Genomic DNA, 24,497 nt, shown 5'->3' with positions numbered 1-24,497 from the left:
GCTAAAAATGCGGCGATTAACCCACGCTGTGTTCCAGGCTGATGGCCAGAAGTTTTTGCGCCTCGACGGCGAACTCCAGCGGCAGCTCGGAGAAAACGTCCTTGCAGAAACCGTTGACGATCATCGAAATGGCGTCATCCTCGCTGATGCCGCGCTGCAGGCAGTAGAACAGCTGGTCATCGCCGATCTTCGAGGTGGTGGCTTCGTGCTCCAGCTGCGCGCTGTTGTTGCGCGCTTCAACGTAAGGGAACGTGTGGGCGCCGCTGTCCGGCCCGATCAGCATCGAGTCGCACTGGGTAAAATTACGGGCGTTTTCCGCCCCCGGCAGGATTTTCACCAGGCCGCGATAGGTGTTCTCGCTGTGGCCGGCGGAGATGCCTTTGGCGATGATGGTCGACTTGGTGTTTTTGCCGATGTGGATCATCTTGGTGCCGGTATCCGCCTGCTGATGGCCGCTGGTCAGCGCCACCGAGAAGAATTCGCCGATCGAGTTGTCGCCCTGCAAAATCACGCTCGGGTATTTCCAGGTGATGGCCGAGCCGGTTTCCGACTGGGTCCAGGACATTTTCGAACCGGCGCCTTCGCACAGCGCGCGCTTGGTGACAAAGTTGAGGATACCGCCCTTGCTCTCGCCGCCGGAGAACCAGTTCTGCACCGTCGAGTATTTCACTTCGGCGTCTTTATGCAGGATCACTTCCACCACCGCCGCGTGCAGCTGGTAGCTGTCGCGCACCGGGGCGGAACAGCCTTCGATATAGCTGACGTAGCTGCCTTCGTCGGCGATCAGGATGGTGCGCTCGAACTGGCCGGTTTTGGCGGCGTTGATGCGGAAATAGGTCGACAGCTCCATCGGGCAGCGCACGCCTTTCGGCACATAGACGAAGGTGCCGTCGGAGGCCACCGCGGCGTTCAGCGCAGCGAAGAAGTTATCGTTGGACGGCACTACGCGCCCCAGGTACTGACGCACCAGATCCGGGTATTCCTGGATCGCTTCGCCGAACGAGCAGAAGATCACCCCGCTCTCCGCCAGTTTTTCACGGTAGGTGGTGGCGACCGAGACCGAGTCGAAGATGGCGTCCACCGCCACCTCGCTGCCCTCGCGCACCGGTACGCCGAGCTGGTTGAACGCCAGCTCCACTTCGCTGGTCAGGTAATCTTTTTCCGTCGCCGCGCCCGGTTGCTGCTCGGCGCCGGGTTGCGAACCGCAAGCATCGTCGCAGCTGCCGCAGGACGGCGCCGAATAGTAACTGTAGTCCTGGTAGTTCAGACGTTCGTAATTGGCCTTCAGCCAGTGCGGCTCCTCCATCTGCAGCCAGGCGCGGTAGGCTTCGAGGCGGAATTCCAGCATCCACTCGGGTTCGTTGCGCTTGGCCGAGATGGCGCGCACCACCTCTTCGTTGATGCCTTTGGCCAACTCATCGGTTGCCAGCTGGGTGAAGAAACCTTCTTTGTAGCGACCTTCGCTGACCCAAGCCTGCACTTCATTAGGCATTTCTACATTGCTTCGTGTCATGTTGATTGCATCGCTCAAACGCCAAAGCTCTCGCCGCACCCGCAGGCATGCTGAGCTTTAGGGTTGTTGAATTTGAATATCTGATTCAGCCCTTCGCGGACGTAATCTACCGTGGTGCCATCGATGAACGGCATGGCCTTCAGCGGCACGTAGAGTTTGGCGCCGTCGCGCTCAAACAGCAGATCGTCATCGGCGGGTTCGCGGGTCAGATCCAGCACATAGGCAAAGCCGGCGCAGCCGGATTGTTTCACCCCTAGCTGCAGCCCTTTCACCTGCGGATCCTGCTGCATCAGTTTGGTTATTTGTCGTACGGCGCTGTCGCTGAGCGAAATGCCTTGCCAGACATTTTCATCCAGAGAAAAAGTGCCGACATTTTCCGTTTGCATAGGGTCTACCTCACACTCGTGTTTGGCCACAGCCAATCTGGGTTGCTTATATGTTAGTGATAACGATTATCACTTCAACCGTTTGTTTTGCGGGGGTATCCGCCGCGAGCGCGGTTTTTCGCTGCGGCGTGCGGCAAGCCAGCGGGACATCCGTGGCGGCTTGCGGCGTCCGGCGGCAAGGTGTGCATGCTATCCCTATGAATTTGTTCTTTATCCTGCATCACCGTACCGCACTCCCCGGTGGCCCGTCAGCGTTACAGCGCCGCGGTGCATTGCCGATCTAAACATTCATAGAAAATACCTATTTCTGCATTCTGTCTGTCGTAAATGTGCGTTTATCGGCATTTCGTGGCGCAGTGCAAGCGCGCGCCCTCAGGTTAAAGTTTAGTCGCTCAGGCTCAAGTTGGGTCGTCGGTAGCCTTTTACACCTCACGCGATGAAAAAACGCCACGCCGGGGATTGATCGGCAACGCGGCAGTTTATATGATAATGATTATCATTCAATTGTAATTTGAGCGCGAAGCCAATGACTCTTTCGATCAACGCATGGTTGCTGGGCAAGATTGATGACTACAAATTCAGCGTGCGCGACGCCACGGTGGACTTTTACATGGCCGAAGCGGCGCTACGGCGCCCGGAATGCAATATCGACCACCTGAAGCGGTACAACAGCGTCAGCCTTACCATGGCCAATCTGTGTCTGGAGAACGGCGACGACGACAGCTACCTGCACGCGCTCAGCAAGCTGCACAACCGGCTGATCGTCGAGATCAACAATCCGCAGCGTTGCCAGCTGTTTCGGGTGCAAAGTTACCACTTCGCGCGCCATACGCTGACGCTGATCTGCCAAAAATACGCAATGGAAGGCACCTGGGAGAAGGCGAACGCGTTTCAGAAGGACTTCGTCAAACGCGTGCCGTTTCAGCTGTAAAGCGAAAGGCTCCGCAGGCCGAGCGCCTGCGGAAACCGGCGGGGATCAGTCGATGACCGCCGTGGTCAGACGCGAAGTGCAGCACAGCCGATCGCGCGCGTCGAAGATCTCGATTTGCCATACCTGATGACGGCGGCCAACGTGCAGCGCGCGGCACACCCCGCGCACCTGGCCATCGAACACCGCGCGCAGGTGGTTGGCGTTGATCTCCAGCCCCACCACTTTCTGCTCGCCCTCACTGCACAGGTAACCGGCCATCGATCCCATCGATTCCGCCAGCACCACCGACGCCCCGCCGTGCAACAGCCCGAACGGCTGCCGGGTGCGGCCATCGACCGGCATGGTGGCCTCGAGGAAATCCTCGCCCAGCTGGGTAAACTCGATGCCCACATGGCTGACCATGCAGCCGTCACCGGCGCGGTTCAGCTGCTCCAGCGACGTTTCACGTTTCCACAATTTCACTCAATCATCTCCAGAAGTGCCTGTAATGGGTGGCGCACGCCATTGCCCTCGATGCGTTTCACCTGGCTGCGGCAGGAATAGCCGGTCGCCAGGCAGCGCTGCCGCGGCAAACGCTGTAGCGTCGGATGCCATGATAGCTCATAAATGCCGAGCGAGTTTTGCAGGTTCTTGGCTTCATGGCCGTAAGTGCCCGCCATGCCGCAGCAGCCGACGCTGACGTTCTCCAGTTTGGCGCCGAAGCGGGCGAAGATCGCCGCCCACTGTTGGCCGCTGGCCGGCAGCGCGGTGGTTTCGGTACAGTGGCCGAACAGATACCACGGCTCGCCGGTCGCCGGCTGTTCGGCGCGATCCGCGATCCGCTGCTGCAGCCATTCATGCACCAGCTGCACCTGGAAATCGCCGCGCTCGGCGCCGAGGATCTCGCGGTATTCGTCGCGGTAACACAGCACCAGCGCCGGATCGACGCCCACCAGCGGCATGCCAAGCTGCGCCACGCGGTTGAGGAAATCGGCGGTTTTGCGCGCGGTGCGGGCGAACCGCGTCAGGAAACCTTTCACATGTTGCGCCTTGCCGTTCGGCGAGAACGGCAGCAGCACCGGTTTATAGCCGAGCTTCTCCACCAGCCGGACAAAGTCCGCCACCACTTTGGCGTCGTAATAGCTGGTGAACGGATCCTGGACGATCAACACGTGTTCTGCGCGCTGCTCGGCGCTCAGCCCTTCCAGCTGCTCCAGCGTCAGCGTGGTCGCGCGGTGGCCGGACAGCTGCTGACGCAGCGTCGGGCTGGACAACAGCGGCAGATCGACCATGCCGATGGCGTTGCGGCTCATCTCTCGCAGCCACGGCTGGCGGAAGAAGAAGTTGAACACCTTCGGCGCGCGGGCCATCAATGGGGTATAGCTCTCCACGCCGGCGACCATGTAGTCACTCACCGGGCGCAGGTAGCGGGTATGGTAAAGCTGCAGGAAGCGCGAACGGAACCCCGGCACGTCAATCTTGATGGGGCACTGGGTGGAACAGGCCTTACAGGCCAGACAGCCGGACATCGCCTCTTTCACTTCGTGTGAGAAGTCATACTCGCCCTTGCCGGCATGCCAGCTGTTGCGGGTTTTCTCGATCAGGCCACGCAAGCTGAGGCGCTGCTGCGGCAGCTGTTTCTCCAGCGCCAACGGATCGACGCCCTGCTCGGCCAACAGACGCAGCCACTCGCGCACCAGCGTCGCCCGCCCTTTTGGCGAATGAATGCGGTTGCTGCTGATCTTCATCGATGGGCACATCGGGCTACGCACGTCGAAGTTGAAGCACAGGCCGTTGCCGTTACACTCCAGTGCGCCGCGGAACGAGGTGCGCACCTCGACCGGGATCTGGCGATCGAAGGTGCCGCGTTTGACCGCGTCCACCTGCATCATCGGCGCATCGACCGCCAGCGGCGAACAGATCTTGCCTGGGTTCAGGCGATTATCCGGATCGAATGCCGCCTTGATGCGGCGCAGCTCTTCATACAGCGTTTCCCCGAAGAATTCAGGGCTGTATTCCGCGCGGAATCCCTTGCCGTGCTCTCCCCACAGCAGGCCGCCGTATTTGGCGGTCAGCGCCACCACCCGATCGGAGATCTGCTTCATCAGCACTTCCTGCTGCGGGTCGCACATGTCAAGCGCCGGGCGCACGTGCAGCACCCCGGCGTCGACGTGGCCAAACATGCCATAGCTCAGATTGTGGTCATCGAGCAGTTGCCGAAATTCGACGATATAGTCCGCCAGATGTTGCGGCGGCACGCAGGTGTCCTCGGCGAACGGAATCGGCTTGGCGCGCCCTTTGGCGTTGCCCAGCAGCCCGACCGCCTTCTTGCGCATGTTGTAAATGCGCTCGATGCCAGCCAGATCGCCGCAGATCTGGTAGCCGATCACGCCGCCCTGCCGCTGCGCGATCAATTCGTCCAGCCGTTGGCACAGGGCTTCCATCTGGCCGTCGATCAGCGCCCGATCGTCGCCGGCGAACTCGACGATGTTCAGCCCGAGCATCTCTTTATCCGGCACGTCGGCGATCAGTTCGTTCACCGAGTGCCAAACAATGTCTTCACGCGCCAGGTTCAGCACCTTGGAATCGATGGTTTCCACCGACAGCGCCTTGGCCTCGACCATAAAGGGCGCATTGCGCAGCGCAGAGTCAAAGGAGTCGTACTTCACGTTGACCAGACGGCGCACTTTCGGCAGCGGCGTGATGTCCAGCCGCGCCTCGGTGATAAACGCCAGCGTGCCCTCGGCGCCGGTCAGAATACGCGTCAAATCGAAGGTTTGCAGATCGTCGCTCAGTACGTGGCGCAGATCGTAACCGGTGAGGAAGCGGTTTAGCTTGGGGAATTTCTCCAGGATCAGCGCGCGCTGCTCGCGGCAGCGGTTGAGCACCGTGCGGTAGATGCGCCCTTCGGCGGTCTCTTCCTGAGCAATCGTTTCCGCCAGCGCTGTCGGCATGGCGCGGGTATCGATCATCTCGCCGCCCAGCAGCACCGCCCGCAGGCCCAACACGTGATCGGAGGTTTTGCCGTACACCAGCGAGCCCTGGCCGGAAGCATCGGTGTTGATCATGCCCCCCAGCGTGGCGCGGTTGCTGGTGGACAGTTCCGGCGAGAAGAAGTAGCCGAACGGCCGCAGGTATTGATTCAGCTGATCCTTGATCACGCCGGCTTCGACTTTCACCCAGCCTTGTTCGACGTTGATCTCCAGAATGCGGTTCATGTGGCGCGACATATCGACCACGATGCCGGTATTGAGCGACTGGCCGTTGGTGCCGGTGCCGCCGCCGCGCGGGCTGAAGGTCAGCGTATTGAAGCGCTCTTCTCCGGCCAGACGGGCGATCAGCGCCACATCGGCAGTGGAACGGGGGAACACCACCGCATCGGGCAGCAGCTGATAGATACTGTTGTCGGTGGCCATCGTCAGCCGGTCGGCATAGCTGGTGGCGGTATCGCCGTTGAATCCGTTTTGCTTCAGTGCTTCCAAAAAGTCGAGCACCCGTTGAACGAGGCCGGGCGCCTGAGAAATCTGTGGGATCATTCGCTTTTTTGACCCTGTCCGTCTATTTTTTATGCGCTGATGTACGCTGAATCGGGCCTTTAATTCAGACCCACCCTATTTTTTAGTGACACTAAAAACTAACATACTCGTTTAGTGAAGGCATTCACATTATTACCGCCCTGCGAGCGGCGCCACAGGCGGCCGCCCGACGGTGATAAACCGACTGACAGGCACCCCGATTCGCCGGTGCCAGGGATTTAATTGACCAGGATGAGAACCCACTGATGCCACTCCCGCAATCGCGTTACGACTTACCGCGAATTATTTTCGGCGTGCTGTTTATCGCCATCATGATCGTTGCCTGTTTTTGGGTGATCCAACCGTTTATTCTCGGCTTCGCCTGGGCGGGCATGGTGGTGATCGCCACCTGGCCGTTGCTGCTCAAACTGCAAAAGCTGCTGTGGGGCCGCCGCTCGATGGCGGTGTTGGTCATGACCCTGCTGCTGATCCTGCTGTTCATTCTGCCTATTTCCCTGCTGATCAGCAGCGTGGTGGATAACAGCGCGCCGCTGATCGCCTGGGCCAGTTCGCCCGGCAAGCTGCACATTCCCGATCTCGCCTGGCTGCAGTCCGTGCCGATGATCGGCGACAGGCTCTATACCAGCTACCACACATTGGTTAACGCCGGCGGCGCTGCGCTGCTGGCGAAGGTGCAGCCGTACTTCGGCCAAACCGCCACCTGGTTCGTGGCGCAGGCGGCGCATATCGGTCGTCTGCTGCTGCACTGCGCGCTGATGCTGCTGTTCAGCGCCTTGTTGTATGCGCGCGGCGAGCAGGTGGCGCTGGGTATCCGTCACTTTGCGGTGCGCCTCGGTTCCAAACGCGGCGATGCGGCGGTGCTGCTGGGCGGCCAGGCGATCCGCGCCGTCGCGCTGGGCGTGGTGGTGACGGCGTTGGTGCAGTCGGTGCTGGGCGGCATCGGTCTGGCGATAAGCGGCATTCCTGCCGCCACTCTGCTGACGATGCTGATCTTTATCTGCTGCGTGGCGCAATTGGGGCCGCTGTTGGTGCTGGTGCCGGCCATCATCTGGCTGTACTGGCACGGCGACACCACCTGGGGCACCGTGCTGCTGGTCTGGAGCTGCGTGGTGGCCACGCTGGATAACGTGCTGCGCCCGGTGCTGATCCGCATGGGCGCAGACCTGCCGCTGCTGCTGATCCTGTCCGGCGTTATCGGCGGTTTGCTGGCCTTCGGCATGATTGGCCTGTTCATCGGCCCGGTGGTGTTGGCGGTATCTTATCGCCTGCTGACCGCCTGGATGGATGAAGCGCCGGAGCCGACCTCCGCACCGGAGCAAGTCATCGAAGATCTGGAAAAACGCTAATTCCCCCCTTCCGCCCGCATCGTCGGGCGGAACTTTTCACGCCCGTCATTATTCCTACCTCATTCGAGTAATATCTCCGCCCAATATAATGCCGCCCTATATTGATTTCAGTACGGCGAATGAAAGGTGCAATGTAAATCCCTGTTTGTTGCAAACGGAAAAAAGAGATAACTACCGCAAATAAAATGTGATGCCGCTATCGATTAGGATGATTCTTAATGACTAGTCGCGTTCAAAAATCTAGTATTATGGCCATCTATTGCTTCAAATCACTGATTTTAAAGCAACCTTTCTGAACAATGTAATGCCATACATGTGAATTGCTGTGTGTAGTCTTTGCCCATCTCCTACGGTGGGCTTTTTTTTATTCTTTTTTCGTCGAATTGATTATTTTACGCGCCGTTATTTACATTCAGAAATAAAAAGGCCGCAGCGTTAACTGCGGCCTGACGTTAATGCCTCAGCGAGGCCGAGACATTATTTCTTTTTCGACAAATTGATCCAGGTCTGCACCACAGTGTCCGGGTTAAGCGACAGGCTGTCGATGCCCTGCTCCATCAGCCACTCGGCGAAGTCTTCATGGTCAGACGGGCCCTGGCCGCAGATGCCGACGTATTTGCCGTGGCGCTTGGCCGCCTGAATCGCCATCGACAGCAGCGCTTTCACCGCCTCGTTGCGCTCGTCGAACAGTTCCGACACCACGCCGGAATCGCGATCCAGCCCCAGCGCCAGCTGAGTCATGTCGTTGGAGCCGATGGAAAAGCCGTCGAAGTGCTCGAGGAACTGATCCGCCAACAGCGCATTGGACGGGATCTCGCACATCATGATCACTTTCAGCCCGTTTTCGCCGCGCTTCAGCCCCTGACGCGCCAACTCGGCCACCACCGCTTCCGCCTGCGCCACGGTGCGCACGAACGGCACCATGATTTCGACGTTGGTCAGCCCCATGTCGTTACGCACGCGTTTCACCGCCTCGCACTCCAGCGCGAAGCAATCGCGGAAGCTGTCGGCCACGTAACGGCCGGCGCCGCGGAAGCCCAGCATCGGGTTCTCTTCGTGCGGTTCATACTTATCGCCGCCCACCAGGTTGGCGTACTCGTTGGATTTGAAGTCGGACAGCCGCACGATCACACGCTTCGGCCAGAAGGCGGCGCCCAGCGTCGCGATCCCTTCTGTCAGGCGGCCAACGTAGAACTCGACCGGGTGGTCGTAACCCTGCATCAACGCGCGAATTTCGTTTTGCAGCGCCGGCGTCTGCTGATCGAACTCCAGCAGCGCGCGCGGGTGCACGCCAATCATGCGGTTGATGATAAACTCCAGCCGCGCCAGGCCCACGCCTTCATTCGGCAAACGCGCAAAGTCGAAAGCGCGATCCGGGTTGCCGACGTTCATCATAATCTTCAGCGGCAGATCCGGCAGCTCGGTCACTTCGGAACTCTGCACGCTGAAATCCAGCATGTCGCTGTAAACGAAGCCGGTGTCGCCTTCCGCACAGGATACGGTGACTTTCTGGCCGTCTTTCAGCACGTCGGTGGCGTGGCCGCAGCCCACCACCGCCGGGATGCCCAGCTCACGGGCGATGATCGCCGCGTGACAGGTGCGCCCGCCGCGGTTGGTGACGATCGCGGCGGCTTTCTTCATGATCGGTTCCCAATCTGGGTCGGTCATGTCGGTGACCAGCACGTCGCCCGGCTGGATGCGATCCATTTCGCTGATGTCGTGGATCACTTTCACCGGACCGGCGCCGATGCGGTGGCCGATGGCGCGGCCTTCCACCAGCACCGGACTGGTGCCGTTCAGCTGGTAGCGCTCCATGGTTTGTTCGTTGGAGCGTACGGTCTCCGGGCGCGCCTGCACGATCAGCAGCTTGCCGGTATGGCCGTCTTTCGCCCACTCGATATCCATCGGGCGGCCGTAATGTTTTTCGATCAGGATCGCCTGCTGCGCCAGCGCCTGCACTTCGTCATCCGTCAGCGAGAAACGGCTGCGCTGCGCTTCCGGCACGTCTTCAATGCGCACCTGCTTGCCGTGATCCTGCGACGGCGCGTATACCATGCGGATCTTTTTCGAACCCAGGTTGCGGCGCACGATCGCCGGCTTGCCGTTTTGCAGCGTCGGTTTGTGCACGTAGAACTCATCCGGGTTCACCGCGCCCTGCACCACCATTTCACCCAAGCCGAAAGCGGAGGTGATGAATACCACCTGATCAAAGCCGGACTCGGTGTCGATGGTGAACATGACGCCCGAGGAGGCCAGATCCGAGCGCACCATGCGCTGTACGCCGGCCGACAGCGCCACGCCGCGGTGATCGTAGCCCTGGTGCACGCGATAAGAGATGGCGCGGTCGTTGAACAGCGACGCGAACACGTGCTTGATCGCCACCATTACGGCGTCGATGCCCTGCACGTTGAGGAAGGTTTCCTGCTGGCCGGCGAAGGAGGCGTCCGGCATGTCTTCCGCCGTGGCGGAGGAGCGCACCGCAAAGGAAGCTTCCGGTTCGCCGTCGGCGAGCTGTTGGTAAGCCTGATGAATTTCACGCTCGAACTCGGCGTGGAACGGCGTGTCGATCACCCATTGGCGGATCTGGGCGCCGGCCTTGGCCAGTTGGGCAACGTCGTCAACGTCGGTCTGATCCAGTAGCTGATAGATGCGCTGGTTAACACCGCTTTGTTCGAGGAAATCGTTAAACGCCTGTGCGGTGGTGGCAAAACCGTTAGGCACGGCCACGCCCAAATCGGAAAGATTGGTGATCATTTCACCGAGGGAGGCATTTTTGCCGCCGACACGGTCAACGTCGTGCATGCCAAGCTGGTTGTACCAAAGCACATTACGCAAGTCTGGGCCATTGTTGGACATCGAGACAATCCTTATTGCTATCAGTAGGGTAAAGACGGATTTAATTCGCTTGCTTTACGGCGCCGCTAACACGGAGCCGAATCAGACTAGCACACTGATCCGGGGAAAATGGAAAGGTGAATCGATCAACCCACTGAAGAAAGTGGTTTTTAAGAGAATGTCCTAACCGGCTGATTTGCCTGGGAACCGTTCCCAATCGCACGAAAAGCTTAGTTCTCAACAAATTACGCTCTTTTTAAAATTCTGTTTTAATGACCACGCAAACGCTATCGTTTTTGGTGAAAATAGCGGCAAATTTACGTTTCGGCTCGAAAAGCGGCGCTGCGCCGCGATTTCTATCGCCGCCAACGCGCGCTTTTTTTCGCGCGCCGCCGCAGACGCTTTACCGCCCCGCCGTCACAATTTTTTCCCTCGCCCCTTTACCCGCGGATCGTCTGCGGCTCATGATATTGGCAGTGATGACAGCAGGAACACCGTTTTCAGGTAAGGAGCCTCGGGTGGAAAGAAGCGTTTTTTATATTTCGGATGGTACGGCGATCACCGCCGAAGTGCTGGGGCACGCGGTGCTGTCGCAGTTCCCGGTCACGGCGACCACTTACACCTTGCCGTTTGTCGAAACCGAGGCGCGCGCACGCGCAGTTCGCCAACAAATCGATGATATCTATAATGAAACCGGTGTGCGGCCGCTGGTGTTTTACTCCATCATCTCGCCGGAAGTGCGCGATGTGATCGTGCAAAGCCAAGGCTTCTGTCAGGATATCGTGCAGGCGCTGGTCGGCCCGCTGCAGGGTGAGCTGGACGTGGAGCCAACGCCGGTGCCGAACCGCACACACGGTCTGACCGCCAGCAACCTCGGCAAGTACGACGCGCGCATTGCCGCCATCGACTATACCCTGGCGCATGACGACGGCATTTCGCTGCGCAATCTCGATCAGGCGCAGGTGATCCTGCTCGGCGTGTCGCGCTGCGGCAAAACCCCCACCAGCCTTTATCTGGCGATGCAGTTCGGCATCCGCGCCGCCAACTATCCGTTTATCGCCGATGATATGGACAATTTGCACCTGCCGGCCTCGCTGAAACCGTTTCAGCATAAATTATTCGGCCTGACCATCGATCCGGAACGCCTGGCGGCGATCCGCGAAGAACGGCGCGAAAACAGCCGTTACGCCTCACTGCGCCAGTGCCGCATGGAGCTCGCCGAGGTTGAGGCGCTGTTCCGCAAAAATCAGATCCGCTACCTCAATACCACCAACTATTCGGTCGAAGAGATCTCCACCAAAATCCTCGACATCCTTGGCATGAGCCGCCGCATGTTCTGATCTTTCCCTCGCGGGGCCCCGTGCCCCGCCGCCTGCCGTTTATTTCAGCAGCAGCTGATTTTTTTGTGCTTTTTTTCGCGGCTTTGATCAACAGAACACAATCTCTACGGTTGAATTCAGCGCTTTTTGCGTTATTGTGATCGCCATCACTTCCCGGCACTCCTGCCGCAGAGAAGAACAGTTTCCAGGGAACAACATGCACAAAACAGATGAACTGCGGACCGCGCGCATCGACAGCCTCGTCACGCCGCAAGCGTTGGCGGACAAGCTGCCGATCTCGGCGGCCATCGCTGATAACGTGACAGCGTCACGTAAACGCATTGAAAAAATCCTCACCGGTGAAGACCGCCGCCTGCTGGTGGTGATCGGCCCCTGCTCGATCCACGATCTCGACGCCGCCGTCGATTACGCCGGCCGGCTGAACGCCCTGCGCGAGCGCTACCAGGATCGCCTGGAGATCGTGATGCGCACCTATTTCGAAAAACCGCGCACCGTCGTCGGCTGGAAAGGCCTGATCTCCGATCCGGCGCTGGACGGCACCTTCCAGGTCAACCGCGGCATCGAAATGGCACGCCGCCTGCTGCTGGAAGTGAACCAGCTCGGCCTGCCGACCGCCACCGAATTCCTGGACATGGTCGTCGGCCAATACATCGCCGATCTGATCAGCTGGGGCGCCATCGGCGCACGCACCACCGAAAGCCAGATCCACCGTGAAATGGCCTCGGCGCTCTCCTGCCCGGTCGGCTTCAAAAACGGCACCGACGGCAACACCCGCATCGCCATCGACGCCATTCGCGCGGCGCGCGCCGGGCACATGTTCCTGTCGCCGGACAAACATGGCCAGATGACCATCTACCAGACCAGCGGCAACCCATATGGCCACATCATCATGCGCGGTGGCAAAACGCCGAATTACCACGCCAGCGACATCGCCGCCGCCTGTGACAGCCTGCGCGAGTTCGATCTGCCTGAACACCTGGTGATCGACTTCAGCCACGGCAACTGCCAGAAAATGCACCGCCGCCAGCTGGAAGTGGCCGACAACGTCTGCCAGCAGATCCGCGCCGGCTCTGCCGCCATCACCGGCGTGATGGCGGAAAGCTTCCTGGTGGAAGGCACGCAGAAGATCGTCGCCGGCCAACCGTTGACCTATGGTCAGTCGATCACCGATCCTTGCCTGAGCTGGTCCGACAGCGAACAGTTGCTGGCGATGCTGGCGGATGCGGTCGATAGCCGTTTCTGACGCAACATAGACCGGGGCCCCGCCCCGGCTTTCTCCCTTCTGTCCCGCTCATCTATACTGATTGCAACGCTTTAGCACCCGCCGAAACGCACTGGGAGCCCCGGCATGATTCACTCTCTGTTATCCATTCCCTGCGTCACGCTGCAGGGCGAGCAAAAAACGCTGGGCGATTTCCCGGCGCGCGCTTACCTGGTGGTCAACACCGCCAGCAAGTGCGGCTTCACCCCGCAATACCGCGGGCTGGAAAATTTGTGGCGATACTATCGCGAGCGCGGCCTGATGGTGCTCGGCTTCCCCTGCAACCAGTTTGGTTCTCAGGAGCCGGGCAGTCCGCTGGAGATCGCCAATTTTTGCAGCCTCAACTACGGCGTCAGTTTCCCGCTGTTCAGCAAGATCGACGTTAACGGCCCCGGCGCCCACCCGCTGTTCAATGAGCTGAAACGCCTCGCGCCCGGCATTCTGGGCAGCCGCCGCATCAAATGGAATTTCACCAAGTTCCTGCTCACCGCCGACGGCCAGCGCGTGACGCGCTTTGCGCCGATCACCAAGCCCGAACGCCTGTTTGACCGCATCGAAACCTTGCTGAAATAACGCCCCTTTTTTACGGGCCGAGTGCGCTCGGCCCGCCGCCGGATGTCCGTTCGACAAAAAGGTTCCATCGGTAAGAAAATTTTCCTTGATGTAACCTTTCCTTCACATGATAATGATTCTCAGTTTGATATTAATTACCATTTAATGATCTGTTTTATAAGCACAATGATGATGGATACTGCCAACACGCCAACCCCCGCCGCCGCGGCCCCGACCGAGCACAGCGCAAACGCGCCGCCCAGCTACGACAGCGCACAGCTGCTCGGCGCCGACGGCATCGCGTTCATTACCCATCAGGGCCAGCGCTATCAGCTGCGGCAGACCAAAGCCGGGAAATTGATCCTGACCAAATAACCATAGAACCCTCAAACGCCAGCCACCCCGATCGTTTGATCCAGGCAGCCAGCAAATCTATTGATATGTTTTATTACATACGGAGAGTTGCACCATGCCTCTGATATTTTCCACCCGGCTGCGTTTTTCCGCGTTGAGTCTAGCGATTGCCTGCGCTCTGCCTACGGTGGCCTTGGCACAAAACACCAGCACAACAACTTCTTCCAACGCGGCAGCGGCCAAAAACGCCGACGAGACCATGACCGTGGTCGCCACCGGCAACCAACGCAGCAGCTTTGAAGCGCCGATGATGGTCACGGTCATCGAAGGCAACTCGCCGGAAAGTCAAACTGCAGGCACCGCCGCCGATATGCTGCGCCGCGTGCCGGGCATTACCGTCACGGGTTCCGGGCGCAGCAATGGGCAGGATCTCATGATGCGCGGTTACGACCGACGTGGCGTGCTGACGTTAGTTGACGGCATCCGCCAGGGGACCGATACCGGCCATATTAACGGCACTTTTTTGGATCCTGCGTTAGTGAAACGCATTGAAATCGTGCGCGGCCCCTCCGCGTTGCTGTACGGCAGCGGCGCGTTGGGTGGCGTAGTGTCTTATGAGACCGTCGATGCCGCCGATCTGCTGCTGCCGGGCCAGGATAGCGGGTTCCGCGTCTACGGCACCGCCGGCACCGGCGACCACAGCCTGGGCATGGGCGCCAGCGCCTACGGCAAGACCGATAACCTCGACGGCCTGCTGTCGTTCGGCACCCGCGACGTCGGCGATCTTCGTCAGGGCAACGGCTTCGATGCGCCTAATGACGAAACCATCAGCAACGTGCTGGCTAAAGGCACCTGGAAGATCGACGATAGCCAGTCGCTAAGCGGCAACCTGCGCTACTACAACAACAGCGCCCAGGAGCCGAAAAACCCGCAAACCCCAGCCAGCTCCAGTGGAAACTTAATGACCGATCGTTCGACGATTCAACGCGACGCGGCATTGAGTTACAAACTGAAGCCGATCGGCCAGGATTGGCTGGATGCGGAAGCGAAAGTGTATTATTCAGACGTGAAAATTAACGCTCACGCCAATGGCAGCGAGGATGAAGCGCGTAAACAAACCACGAAAGGCGCCAAACTCGAAAACCGCACGCGTCTGTTTGCGGATACTTTCGCTTCACATCTGCTGACCTACGGTACCGAGGCCTACAAACAGGAGCAAACGCCGGGCGGCGCTACCGAAAGTTTCCCGCACGCAAAAATCAATTTCGCTTCAGGCTGGCTGCAGGACGAAATCACGCTGCGCGATCTGCCCGTCACCCTGCTCGCCGGCACCCGCTATGACAATTACAAGGGCTCAAGCGACGGCTATGCCGATGTGGATGCGGACAAATGGTCCTCTCGCGGCGCAGTCAGCATTACGCCTACCGACTGGCTGATGCTGTTCGGCTCCTATTCTCAGGCGTTCCGCGCGCCGACGATGGGTGAGATGTACAACGACTCCAAGCACTTCTCAATTCCAATGGGACCAACCACCATCACCAACTATTGGGTGCCTAACCCGAATTTGAAGCCGGAAACCAACGAGACCCAAGAGTACGGGTTTGGTCTGCGTTTCGATGACTTGATGCTGGCCGATGATAGCCTGCAGTTCAAAGCCAGCTATTTCGATACCAAAGCCAAGGACTACATCACCACCGATGTCACGATGGAACTGGGACGCGGTCCGCGCGGCCCTTACTGCATCAGTTGCACCACCTTCTCGACCAATGTCGATCGCGCCAAAATCTGGGGATGGGACGCTACGCTCAGCTATAAAACCCCCTGGTTCGGCTGGGATTTGGCTTACAACCGCACCCGTGGCAAAAATGAAGCGACCGGTGACTGGCTAAGCAGCATCAATCCGGACACCGTCACCAGCTCGCTGGACGTGCCGCTGGGCGAAACCGGTCTGTCTGCCGGCTGGGTCGCCACCTTCGCCGAACGCGCGACGCGCGTGGAGACAGGCACGGCCGAACAAGCCGGCTATGGCGTCAACGACTTCTATCTGAGCTACAAGGGCCGCGATCGGCTGCAGGGCATGACCACCACCGTGGTACTGGGCAACGCCTTCGACAAAGAATATTACTCGCCGCAGGGCGTCCCGCAGGATGGCCGCAACGCCAAACTGCTGGTCAGCTACCAGTGGTAATCATTTGACTATCTGGCGGACAACCCGATTGTCCGCCGTTCGCATTACAGCGCAGGAGAATCCGGCATGAGCAACACCCTATACGAACGCTACCAACAGGCTAAAATCGATCACCCCGGCAAATACGCCCGCGATCTGGCTGCGATCCTTGGCGTCAGCGAAGCGGAGCTGACGCACGCCCGCGTCGTCCACGACGCCCGCCGCCTGCAGGCCGACGCGCGCACCCTGCTGACCGAGCTTGAGCAAGTGGGCGTCACCAAATCCATCACCCGCAACAGCTATGCGGTGCATGAGCAGATGGGCCGCTACCGCAACCAGCACCTCAACGGCCACGCCGGGCTGATCCTCAACCCGCGCGAGCTGGATCTGCGCCTGTTCCTCAACCACTGGACCAGCGTTTTCGCCATGAGCGAAACCAACAAACGCGGCGTGCGCCACAGCATCCAGTTCTTCGACCAACAGGGCGATGCGCTGCACAAGGTCTACACCACCGAGGAAACCGATCTGCCGGCCTGGATGGCGCTGGTGGAACGCCATCTGAGCGAAGAAAACCCGGCGCTGACGCTGCAGCCCGTCGAGGCGAACACCGTTGATGAAACAACGCAAGATCATGCCAAAATCGACGCTGAATGGCGCGCGATGACCGACGTTCACCAGTTTTTCCAGCTGCTGAGCCGCAATAAACTCACGCGCCAGCAGGCCTTCCGCGCCGTCGGCGACGATCTGGCCTATCAGGTGGACAACAGCGCGCTGTCGCAGTTGCTGGAAGCGGCGCAGCAGCAGCAAAACGAGATCATGATCTTCGTCGGCAACCGCGGCTGCGTGCAGATCTTCACCGGCCAGATCGAACGTTTGATGCCGCAGGAAGGCTGGATCAACGTGTTCAACCGCCGCTTCACGCTGCACTTGATCGAAGACGCCATCGCCGAAAGCTGGATCACCCGCAAACCGACCAAGGACGGCATCGTCACCAGCCTGGAGCTGTTCGCCGCCGACGGCACGCAGATTGCGCAGCTGTATGGCCAACGCACCGAAGGCCAGCCGGAACAAACCCAGTGGCGCGAGCAGGTTGCCGCGCTCGCCGCCAAGGACATCGCCGCATGAAATCTTCCTTGATCCGCCGCCTGACGCTGATGATGACGCTGGCGCTGCCGCTCACCGCGGCGGCGGCGCAGCGCATCGTCTCGATCGGCGGCGACGTGACGGAAATCGCCTTCGCGCTCGGCGCCGGCGACGACGTGATCGCCCGTGACAGCACCAGTTTGCATCCGGAGGCGGTGAAAAAGCTGCCGGACGTCGGCTACATGCGCCAGCTGAATGCCGAAGGCATTTTGGCGCTCAAACCGACGCTGGTGCTGACGACCGAGCTGGCGCAACCGGCGCTGGTGCTCAAACAGCTGGCGGACAGCGGCGTCAAAGTGGTCAGCGTGCCGGGTGACACCACCCTGCAGGCGGTGCCGCAGAAAATCGCCGTGATCGCCGCCGCGTTGCAACGCGTTGAGCAAGGCAAACAGCTGAGCGAGCGCTATCAACAGCAGCTGGCGGCGGTCGACACCTCTCCGCTGCCGGTCAAGGTGCTGTTCGTGATGAGCCACGGCGGCATTACGCCGATGGCCGCCGGGCAACACACCGCCGCCGACGCGGTGATCGCCGCCGCCGGACTGAAAAACGCCATGCAGGGCTTTGACCGCTACCGTCCGCTGTCGCAGGAAGGCGTCATCGCCAGCGCGCCGGATCTGTTGCTGGTCACCACCGACGGCGTGCGCACCCTCGGCGGCGAACAGCAGCTGTGGACGCTGCCGGGCCTGGCGTTGACGCCGGCAGGCAAGCAGCGCCGCGTACTGATCGTCGATGACATGGCGCTGCTGGGCTTCGGTCTGGAAACGCCGGCGGCGCTGGCCAAGCTGCGCCACGCGGCGGAGCAAAAGTAATGCGCTGTCGCACCTCGCCTCAGTTGGCCATCATCGGTCTGCTGGTGCTGCTGACGCTGCTGGCGCTGGTCGCCGCCAACCTGGGCGCGCTGACGCTGTCGTTTCGCACCCTGTGGCGCGAACCTTTCAGCGACGCCGCCTGGCACATCTGGTTGAACATCCGCCTGCCGCGCGTGCTGCTGGCGGTGGTGATCGGCTGCGCGCTGGCGGTATCCGGCGCCGTGATGCAGGGACTGTTCCGCAACCCGCTGGCGGATCCTAGCCTGCTGGGTATCAGCAGCGGCGGCGCGCTGTTTGTCGCGCTGTTCATCGTGATGCCGCTGGCATTGCCGGTGACGATCGCGCTGTACGGCCATATGCTGGCGGCGTTCCTCGGCAGCCTGCTGGTATCGTTGTTGATCTACGGCATCAGCCGCAGCGGGCACGGCAATCTGTCGCGGCTGCTGCTGGCGGGCATCGCCATCAACGCCCTGTGCATGGCGGCCATCGGCGTGCTCTCCTACGTCAGCAGCGATCAACAGCTGCGCCAGTTCTCGCTGTGGATGATGGGCAGCCTCAGCCAGTCGCAGTGGCCGACGCTGGCGGTTTCGGCCTCGCTGATCCTGCCTACGGCGCTGCTGACGCTACTGCAGGCGCGCCGGCTGAACCTGTTGCAGTTGGGGGATGAAGAGGCCCACTATCTCGGGGTGAACGTCCAGCGCGCCAAGCTGCAGTTGCTGTTGCTGAGCGCCCTGCTGATCGGTGCGGCGGTGGCGATGAGCGGCGTGATCGGTTTCGTCGGTCTGGTGGTGCCCCATCTGGTGCGCATGCGTCTCGGCGGCGATCACCGCTGGCTGCTGCCCTGCTCCGCGCTGGGCGGCGCCTGCCTGTTGCTGGTCAGCGATACGCTGGCGCGCACGCTGGTGGCGCCGGCCGAAATGCCGGTGGGGTTGATGACCAGCCTGATCGGCGGTCCTTACTTCTTGTGGCTGGTGATGCGCCAGCGGGAGCGAACCGGTGGATAACGCCGCCTGCCTGACGGCCCGAGAGCTGCGCTACAGCCTCGGTACGCGCCGCCTGATCAACGACGTTTCACTCAGCCTCGCCAGCGGTGAGATGGTGGCGATTATCGGCCCTAACGGCGCCGGAAAATCGACGCTGTTGCGCTTGCTGACCGGCTATCTGACGCCGGACTGCGGCGAATGCCGGCTGCTCGACCGCCCGCTGGAACACTGGGCGCCGCAGCAGTTGGCCAAAGTCCGGGCCGTGATGCGCCAGTACAGCGATCTGGCGTTTCCCTTCAGCGTGGAAGAAGTGGTCAGCATGGGGCGGGCGCCGCACGGCAAACGCGACGAGCATCAGGCGCTCCAACAGGTGATGGAACAAACCGACTGCCTGGCGCTGGCACAGCGCGACTACCGTCAGCTTTCCGGCGGCGAACAACAACGGGTGCAGCTGGCGCGGGTGTTGGCGCAGCTGTGGCAGCCGCAACCGTCCCCCGCCTGGCTGTTCCTCGACGAGCCGACCTCGGCGCTGGACCTGTATCACCAGCAGCACACCCTGCGCCTGCTGCGCTCGCTGACGCGCCAACAGCCGCTGGGCGTCTGCTGCGTGCTGCACGATCTCAATCTGGCCGCGCTGTACGCCGATCGGATCCTGCTGTTGCATCAGGGCCGCCTGGTGGCGAGCGGCACGCCGCAGGAAGTGCTGCAGGCCGACATTCTCACCCGCTGGTATCAGGCCGATCTCGGCGTGGTGCATCATCCCGAAGCGTCGCTGCCGCAGGTCTATCTACGTCAATAACATCAAGGGCGCCATGAGGCGCCCTTTTTCATCTCAGCTGGAACAGGAAATCTCCAGATGTTTGCCCCAGTCCGGCGGCAGCGCGGCGAGATCGTCATACTCCGGCGCCTCGTCGAACGGCCTGAGCAGGGCCTGATGCAACCGCTGCAAACGGCCCACGTCGTCTTTCTCTGCGTCCTCAATCGCCTGCTGCGCCAGATAGTTGCGCAGGATCAGGCGCGGGTTCACCGCCTTCATCGCCCGTTGCCGTTCCGCATCGCTGACCTGTTCCTGTTGCAAACGCTGACGATACTGCTGATACCAGGCGTCGAACGCCGCACGGTCGATAAACTCGTCGCGCAGCGGCGACTGCACCTGCTGCTGTTCGGTCTCACTCAACAAGCGGAACGTGCGGGTATAGTCCCGCCCTTCCTGCGCCATCAGGCTCAACAAACCGGTGAGCACGTCATTATCCTGCGCCGTCGGCGTGAAGAAGCCGAGTTTGGCGCGCATCTGTTCACCGTAGGCGCGCATCAGCGCCGGCTCATACGCCGCCAGCGCCTGCTGCAGTTGCTCGGTGGTCATCAACCCAGACAGGGTTTGCGCCAGGCGATGCAGGTTCCACAGCGCCACCGCCGGCTGATTGTCGAAGGCGTAACGCCCCTGGTGATCGGAGTGGTTGCAGATATAGCCGGGCTGGTAGTCGTCCAGGAAGCCATAAGGGCCGTAATCGATGGTGATGCCGAGAATCGACATATTGTCGGTGTTCATCACGCCGTGGGCGAAACCGACGGTTTGCCAATGGGCGATCAAACGCGCCGTGCGTTCGACCACGTCGGTAAACCACAGCAGGTAACGCTCAGCCTGATCCTGCAGCTGTGGCCAGTGATGGGCGATGACGAAATCCGCCAGCTGCCGCACTTGCTCCGGCTGTTTACGGTAATAAAAGTGTTCGAAGTGGCCGAAGCGCACATGGCTTTCCGCCACCCGCATCAGCATGGCGCCGCGTTCCGGCTGCTCGCGATATACCGGTTGTTGGCTGGTGACGATGGTCAACGCTCGGGTGGTGGGGATCCCCAGATGGTGCAGCGCCTCAGAGGCCAGAAACTCGCGGATCACCGAACGCAGCACCGCGCGGCCATCACCCATGCGCGAATACGGCGTCAGCCCGGCGCCCTTCAGGTGCCAGTCGCGGTGGCTGCCGTCCGCCAGGCGCTGTTCGCCCAACAAAATGCCGCGGCCATCCCCCAGTTGCCCGGCCCACACGCCGAACTGGTGGCCACTGTACACCTGCGCCAGCGGCTGCATGCCCGGCAGCAGCGTTTCTCCCGCCCAAATCGGGGTTTTATCCTGAGTAAACCAGCTTTCATCCAGCCCCAGTTCACGCGCCAGCGGCTCGCTATGGTACAGCAGGCGCGCATCCTTAAGCGGCGTTGGATTCAGAGCGGTGTAGAAACCAGGTAACTGTTGGTAGTAAGCGTTATCGAACTGCGGCATAGGCCCTCCGTTTCAGCGTAGTGTAGAGCGTGAACGGGCGGATTAACACCGAAGGAATGCAGGGAGAACGCATCCGCCTGCCGTCAGGACGGATGCAGGGAGTTTGGCGCTTCCGCCTGGCGGGGGGAACGCGGTTTAACGCTGGCGGACAAACGCGGTTATCAGCCCAAAACGAGGTGAATAACGACGGCGGGATCACGGTAACCTCACTCCGCGCATTATTGACCTCATAGGGTGTAGTTTTTTATATCACTTCTTAATTATTGAACTCGCTGGGCATCGTCAGCAAAGCCTGCAGATTATCCACACCAACGCTGGGCCATAAAAAACCTTGCAGGCCTAAAACACCGGCGTATCTGAGTTTATTAAAATACTCTTTTTTCTCTATTCCTCCGACGATCACGCCTTTACATAACAGGTTGATATTCTTTAACAACGAGTCAATGACCACGTCATACCCCTGATGGGTAAACAGCTGCCAGTAAAAACGTTTGTCTATCTTTACGTAGTCAAACAAACCGTCGTACAACGCAGTCAACGTGGCCTTACCGGAACCGAAATCATCGAGCCACAGCGTAAACATTTCGCTTAATCGCCGCACGCTCGGGTTGTTCTTGCCGGCCGAAAGATTCGGAAAACTCTCACTGATTTCAAATGCAATAAAAGGATATTGCCCGATCCTTTGGCCCAACGCCGAATCGGAAAGAATAAGCTCAACGATGGTTTCTTCGATATTGATGGTCAACTGCACGTTGTTACCGGTAAACCAAGCCGCATGCTGCTCCGCAAGTTTCAGTTGCTCATTAAATAACTCAATCCTTTGTTCAGGCGCCAATAAATTAATCCCAATTTCGGCCGGCATGGCTAAATCACCATCTAGACTGTTGAAACGGCTCAACATTTCCACCGCCAACAGCCCGCCCTCCATTGAGTAAACAGGTTGAAAAACATAGCTACTAATAAAGTCAGCTTCGAGTTGGATGTTCATTTTAATGCCACAGGATGAATGGCTAGCGTATCATCGTATATCAATATATTTTATCGATCAATCCCTCTGGGATTAATCGGAAATATCAATGTAAATACCCATGAAATATCATTTAATTGATAGATTAAAGCTATACGACAATCGTGAAAGGCGCAAAGAAAAGCAGCCGGACTTATGCCATGGCGGGCGCCAAACGCGTTATGCAAAATGGTATTTGACTTAAGTTGAATGGATTTATGGCTAAATTTGACTTATCTCCTTTGTTTTATTTAAGAAAAATCCTAAATAAAGTAAAATAATCTTTCCTCCTTAACGCCAATTTTTCCTGCCGTTAACGACGACTGATTAAATTTAATAACGCATCAATTCCGCCCGTTATTCGCGGCATTGAAAACGTAAAAAAATGCCCACCTTGATTTTCAGAAAATCTGCGCTACCGCCATGCAAAACGTCGATTTCAGCAATAAAAAAAGGGATGAGCACGCTCATCCCTTCATCACCTGGCCTGCGCGCGCTAGCGGATCGTTTCGCTCAGCCATTGCCGCAGCTCGGCTAATTCGGCCGCCTGCTGAGGATAGTCCGCCATCAGTCGGTCACAGCAAGCGGCAACGGGCTCGCTTCGATACGCGCAGCCCACCAGCATTTCCGCCAACCGCTGCAGCGGGGCGGGATTCAGGCTGTCGGTGAATACCTGCGCGCGAACGATCGCCCCCTTCTCCACATCGAAGAACAGGTCTACGCCGCCCCAGACAAAGCGCTCGTTGAGCAAGTGGCTGAACGCCGGCGCCTTGCCAAAATTCCATTCCCAGCTGCTCTGTTTGGCGAACTGCGCGGCAAAATCGGGCAGTTCGGGGAATACATCCGGCGAAATGATCTCCGGCTCGGCCGTCTCGCCATAGTGGGCGAAGAAGGCCTGAACGATCGCCTCACACACCAGCTCATGGCTGATGCCCGGCAAAAACTCCGCCAGATTGGCGACGCGCGAACGCACCGAGGTGATGCCCTTGGCCTGCAGTTTTTTGGGATCCGGATTGAGGTAGTCCGCCAGCCGTTCCAGATCGGCATTCAGCAGCAGCGTGCCATGGTGGAAACCGCGATCCTGCGTTTCTCGATAGGCCGAGCCGGATATTTTTCGCGGCCCGTCGGCGGTTTCCATCACCAGATCGTTGCGCCCCGACGCGCCGGCTGTGACGCCCAACTGCCGCAGCGCTTGCAGAATGATGTCGGTCGAGACGCTCTTGTCGTAGCCCGGTTTGCCGGCCATAAAGGTGAAGCAGGTATTGCCCAGATCGTGAAATACCGCCCCGCCGCCGCTGCTGCGCCGCGCCAACCGAATGCCGTCCTGCTCCATACGCCGGGTATTGCACTCTTTCCAGGGGTTTTGCGACTGGCCAATCACCACCGTTTCGGCATTGCGCCACAGGAAGAGAATCTTTTGCGTGGTCATTTCGCGGAAGATGCACTCTTCCACCGCCAGGTTGAACCAGGGATCGTAGGAGTCGGAGATCAGTAAACGCAGGCTGTTCATGGCAGGCACCGTTCAAAACACGAGATGCCGCCATGATACACCAAATCAACGGGTTAAGGCTAAATGCGTCGCGCCTGCCAGTACACCCGCTTCCAGTAGACGTTATCGAGCGAGGAGCGGATCACCCCGCGGCTGGTCGACGCGTGGATAAATTGGTCGTTGGTATCGTAAATGCCGACGTGCAGGCCGTTCTCACCGCCGCCGGTTTTGAAAAACACCAGATCGCCCGGCATCAGCTCATCGCGTGAAACCTTGGTGCCCAGGGAGGTCTGTTCTTCGGTCGAACGCGGCAGTTGCATGTCGAAACGATCGCGGAACGTGCGGTAAACAAAGCCGGAACAATCTACGCCGCCGCGATCCAGACCACCGTAACGGTATGGCGTGCCGTACCACTGGCGCAACTGTTCGTTGAGCTGGGCCACCACCACGATAGAGTCCGCCAGGCGGCCGCTGGGCGGCGGCGCATGGCTGCTACACCCGGCGAGGATCAAACTGGCTAATAAAAACCACACACGCATCCGCATAATATCCCTTCATTGAACACGTCGCCGCATTATGCCATCCGGTACAC

Annotated in this window: 20 protein-coding genes and 1 other RNA gene; 12 read left to right on the top strand and 9 right to left on the bottom strand. The window is 59.6% G+C overall.

The features are described 5' to 3' along the window. Positions 1 to 16: 16 nt before the first annotated feature. Together sufB and sufA are read right to left on the bottom strand one after the other, a co-directional pair. Positions 17 to 1,513 (bottom strand): Fe-S cluster assembly protein SufB, encoded by a 1,497-nt coding sequence (sufB, locus tag J0F90_RS10930; RefSeq protein WP_025302644.1) that lies wholly within the window; start codon positions 1,511 to 1,513, stop codon positions 17 to 19. Positions 1,514 to 1,527: 14 nt separating this feature from the next. Next, on the bottom strand, positions 1,528 to 1,899 hold the full coding sequence (sufA, locus tag J0F90_RS10925) for a Fe-S cluster assembly scaffold SufA (protein WP_004931368.1): 372 nt from the start codon (positions 1,897 to 1,899) through the stop codon (positions 1,528 to 1,530). 526 nt (positions 1,900 to 2,425) lie between these two features. Between sufA and J0F90_RS10920 the strand changes: the two genes are divergently transcribed. After that, complete coding sequence (locus J0F90_RS10920) at positions 2,426 to 2,830, top strand: hypothetical protein (protein ID WP_004931369.1); 405 nt, start codon at positions 2,426 to 2,428, stop codon at positions 2,828 to 2,830. Between the two features lie 45 nt (positions 2,831 to 2,875). On the opposite strand, the gene menI is transcribed toward J0F90_RS10920, so the two are convergent. Together menI and ydiJ are read right to left on the bottom strand one after the other, a co-directional pair. Beyond that, a complete protein-coding gene (gene menI / locus J0F90_RS10915; protein WP_016927938.1) occupies positions 2,876 to 3,292 on the bottom strand; it encodes a 1,4-dihydroxy-2-naphthoyl-CoA hydrolase in 417 nt (138 codons plus the stop codon). Further along, a complete protein-coding gene (gene ydiJ / locus J0F90_RS10910; protein WP_033640499.1) occupies positions 3,289 to 6,345 on the bottom strand; it encodes a D-2-hydroxyglutarate dehydrogenase YdiJ in 3,057 nt (1,018 codons plus the stop codon). The genes menI and ydiJ overlap by 4 nt, the downstream gene beginning before the upstream one ends. A 245-nt stretch (positions 6,346 to 6,590) precedes the next feature. Between ydiJ and ydiK the strand changes: the two genes are divergently transcribed. Together ydiK and rprA are read left to right on the top strand one after the other, a co-directional pair. Further along, entirely contained in the window at positions 6,591 to 7,691 is a 1,101-nt protein-coding gene (ydiK, locus tag J0F90_RS10905; RefSeq protein ID WP_033640500.1) for an AI-2E family transporter YdiK, read from the top strand. 258 nt (positions 7,692 to 7,949) lie between these two features. Beyond that, positions 7,950 to 8,059, top strand: an RNA gene (rprA, locus tag J0F90_RS10900) — antisense sRNA RprA. A gap of 109 nt (positions 8,060 to 8,168) precedes the next feature. Here the strand turns inward: rprA and ppsA are convergent. Continuing rightward, positions 8,169 to 10,547: a phosphoenolpyruvate synthase gene (gene ppsA, locus J0F90_RS10895; RefSeq protein ID WP_028128172.1), complete on the bottom strand. Its 2,379-nt coding sequence runs from the start codon at positions 10,545 to 10,547 to the stop codon at positions 8,169 to 8,171. Between the two features lie 458 nt (positions 10,548 to 11,005). Here ppsA and ppsR point away from each other — a divergent pair, with 458 nt between their 5' ends. From ppsR to J0F90_RS10850, 9 genes are all read left to right on the top strand, one after another. Next, positions 11,006 to 11,866 (top strand): posphoenolpyruvate synthetase regulatory kinase/phosphorylase PpsR, encoded by an 861-nt coding sequence (gene ppsR / locus J0F90_RS10890; RefSeq protein WP_161544659.1) that lies wholly within the window; start codon positions 11,006 to 11,008, stop codon positions 11,864 to 11,866. Positions 11,867 to 12,062: 196 nt separating this feature from the next. Further along, positions 12,063 to 13,109 carry a 3-deoxy-7-phosphoheptulonate synthase gene (locus tag J0F90_RS10885; RefSeq protein WP_015377715.1) on the top strand — a complete coding sequence of 349 codons (1,047 nt, stop codon included), beginning with the start codon at positions 12,063 to 12,065 and terminating at the stop codon, positions 13,107 to 13,109. A gap of 105 nt (positions 13,110 to 13,214) precedes the next feature. After that, positions 13,215 to 13,700, top strand: coding sequence for a glutathione peroxidase (locus tag J0F90_RS10880; protein WP_015377714.1), 486 nt, complete (start codon positions 13,215 to 13,217; stop codon positions 13,698 to 13,700). 171 nt (positions 13,701 to 13,871) lie between these two features. Continuing rightward, positions 13,872 to 14,054 (top strand): hemin uptake protein HemP, encoded by a 183-nt coding sequence (gene hemP, locus J0F90_RS10875; protein ID WP_016927944.1) that lies wholly within the window; start codon positions 13,872 to 13,874, stop codon positions 14,052 to 14,054. Between the two features lie 94 nt (positions 14,055 to 14,148). Further along, positions 14,149 to 16,221 carry a TonB-dependent hemoglobin/transferrin/lactoferrin family receptor gene (locus tag J0F90_RS10870; RefSeq protein WP_033640501.1) on the top strand — a complete coding sequence of 691 codons (2,073 nt, stop codon included), beginning with the start codon at positions 14,149 to 14,151 and terminating at the stop codon, positions 16,219 to 16,221. A 66-nt stretch (positions 16,222 to 16,287) separates the two neighbouring features. Then, a complete protein-coding gene (locus J0F90_RS10865) occupies positions 16,288 to 17,325 on the top strand; it encodes a hemin-degrading factor (RefSeq protein ID WP_033640502.1) in 1,038 nt (345 codons plus the stop codon). Further along, positions 17,322 to 18,152, top strand: a complete 831-nt coding sequence (locus J0F90_RS10860) for a heme/hemin ABC transporter substrate-binding protein (protein WP_033640503.1) — start codon at positions 17,322 to 17,324, stop codon at positions 18,150 to 18,152. The genes J0F90_RS10865 and J0F90_RS10860 overlap by 4 nt, the downstream gene beginning before the upstream one ends. Next, positions 18,152 to 19,156 (top strand): FecCD family ABC transporter permease, encoded by a 1,005-nt coding sequence (locus tag J0F90_RS10855; protein ID WP_016927948.1) that lies wholly within the window; start codon positions 18,152 to 18,154, stop codon positions 19,154 to 19,156. Before J0F90_RS10860 ends, J0F90_RS10855 begins: the two co-directional genes overlap by 1 nt. After that, positions 19,149 to 19,934: a heme ABC transporter ATP-binding protein gene (locus J0F90_RS10850; protein WP_016927949.1), complete on the top strand. Its 786-nt coding sequence runs from the start codon at positions 19,149 to 19,151 to the stop codon at positions 19,932 to 19,934. The genes J0F90_RS10855 and J0F90_RS10850 overlap by 8 nt, the downstream gene beginning before the upstream one ends. Positions 19,935 to 19,967: 33 nt before the next feature. Here J0F90_RS10850 and J0F90_RS10845 read toward each other — a convergent pair whose 3' ends face one another. The 4 genes from J0F90_RS10845 to J0F90_RS10830 form a co-directional block, all read right to left on the bottom strand. Next, positions 19,968 to 21,410, bottom strand: coding sequence for a protein adenylyltransferase SelO (locus J0F90_RS10845; protein WP_033640504.1), 1,443 nt, complete (start codon positions 21,408 to 21,410; stop codon positions 19,968 to 19,970). 256 nt (positions 21,411 to 21,666) lie between these two features. Next, complete coding sequence (locus tag J0F90_RS10840; protein ID WP_016927951.1) at positions 21,667 to 22,398, bottom strand: EAL domain-containing protein; 732 nt, start codon at positions 22,396 to 22,398, stop codon at positions 21,667 to 21,669. Positions 22,399 to 22,912: 514 nt separating this feature from the next. After that, positions 22,913 to 23,926 (bottom strand): lipoate--protein ligase, encoded by a 1,014-nt coding sequence (lplA, locus tag J0F90_RS10835; RefSeq protein ID WP_033640505.1) that lies wholly within the window; start codon positions 23,924 to 23,926, stop codon positions 22,913 to 22,915. Positions 23,927 to 23,985: 59 nt separating this feature from the next. Then, positions 23,986 to 24,450, bottom strand: coding sequence for an NlpC/P60 family protein (locus J0F90_RS10830; protein ID WP_016927954.1), 465 nt, complete (start codon positions 24,448 to 24,450; stop codon positions 23,986 to 23,988). Between the last annotated feature and the right edge of the window lie 47 nt (positions 24,451 to 24,497).

It is taken from the genome of Serratia marcescens subsp. marcescens ATCC 13880 (genome assembly GCF_017299535.1).
Classification (GTDB): Bacteria; Pseudomonadota; Gammaproteobacteria; order Enterobacterales; family Enterobacteriaceae; genus Serratia; species Serratia marcescens.
The sequence above is the reverse complement of the archived record's forward strand: the minus strand, read 5'-3'. Positions and strand labels throughout refer to the sequence as shown.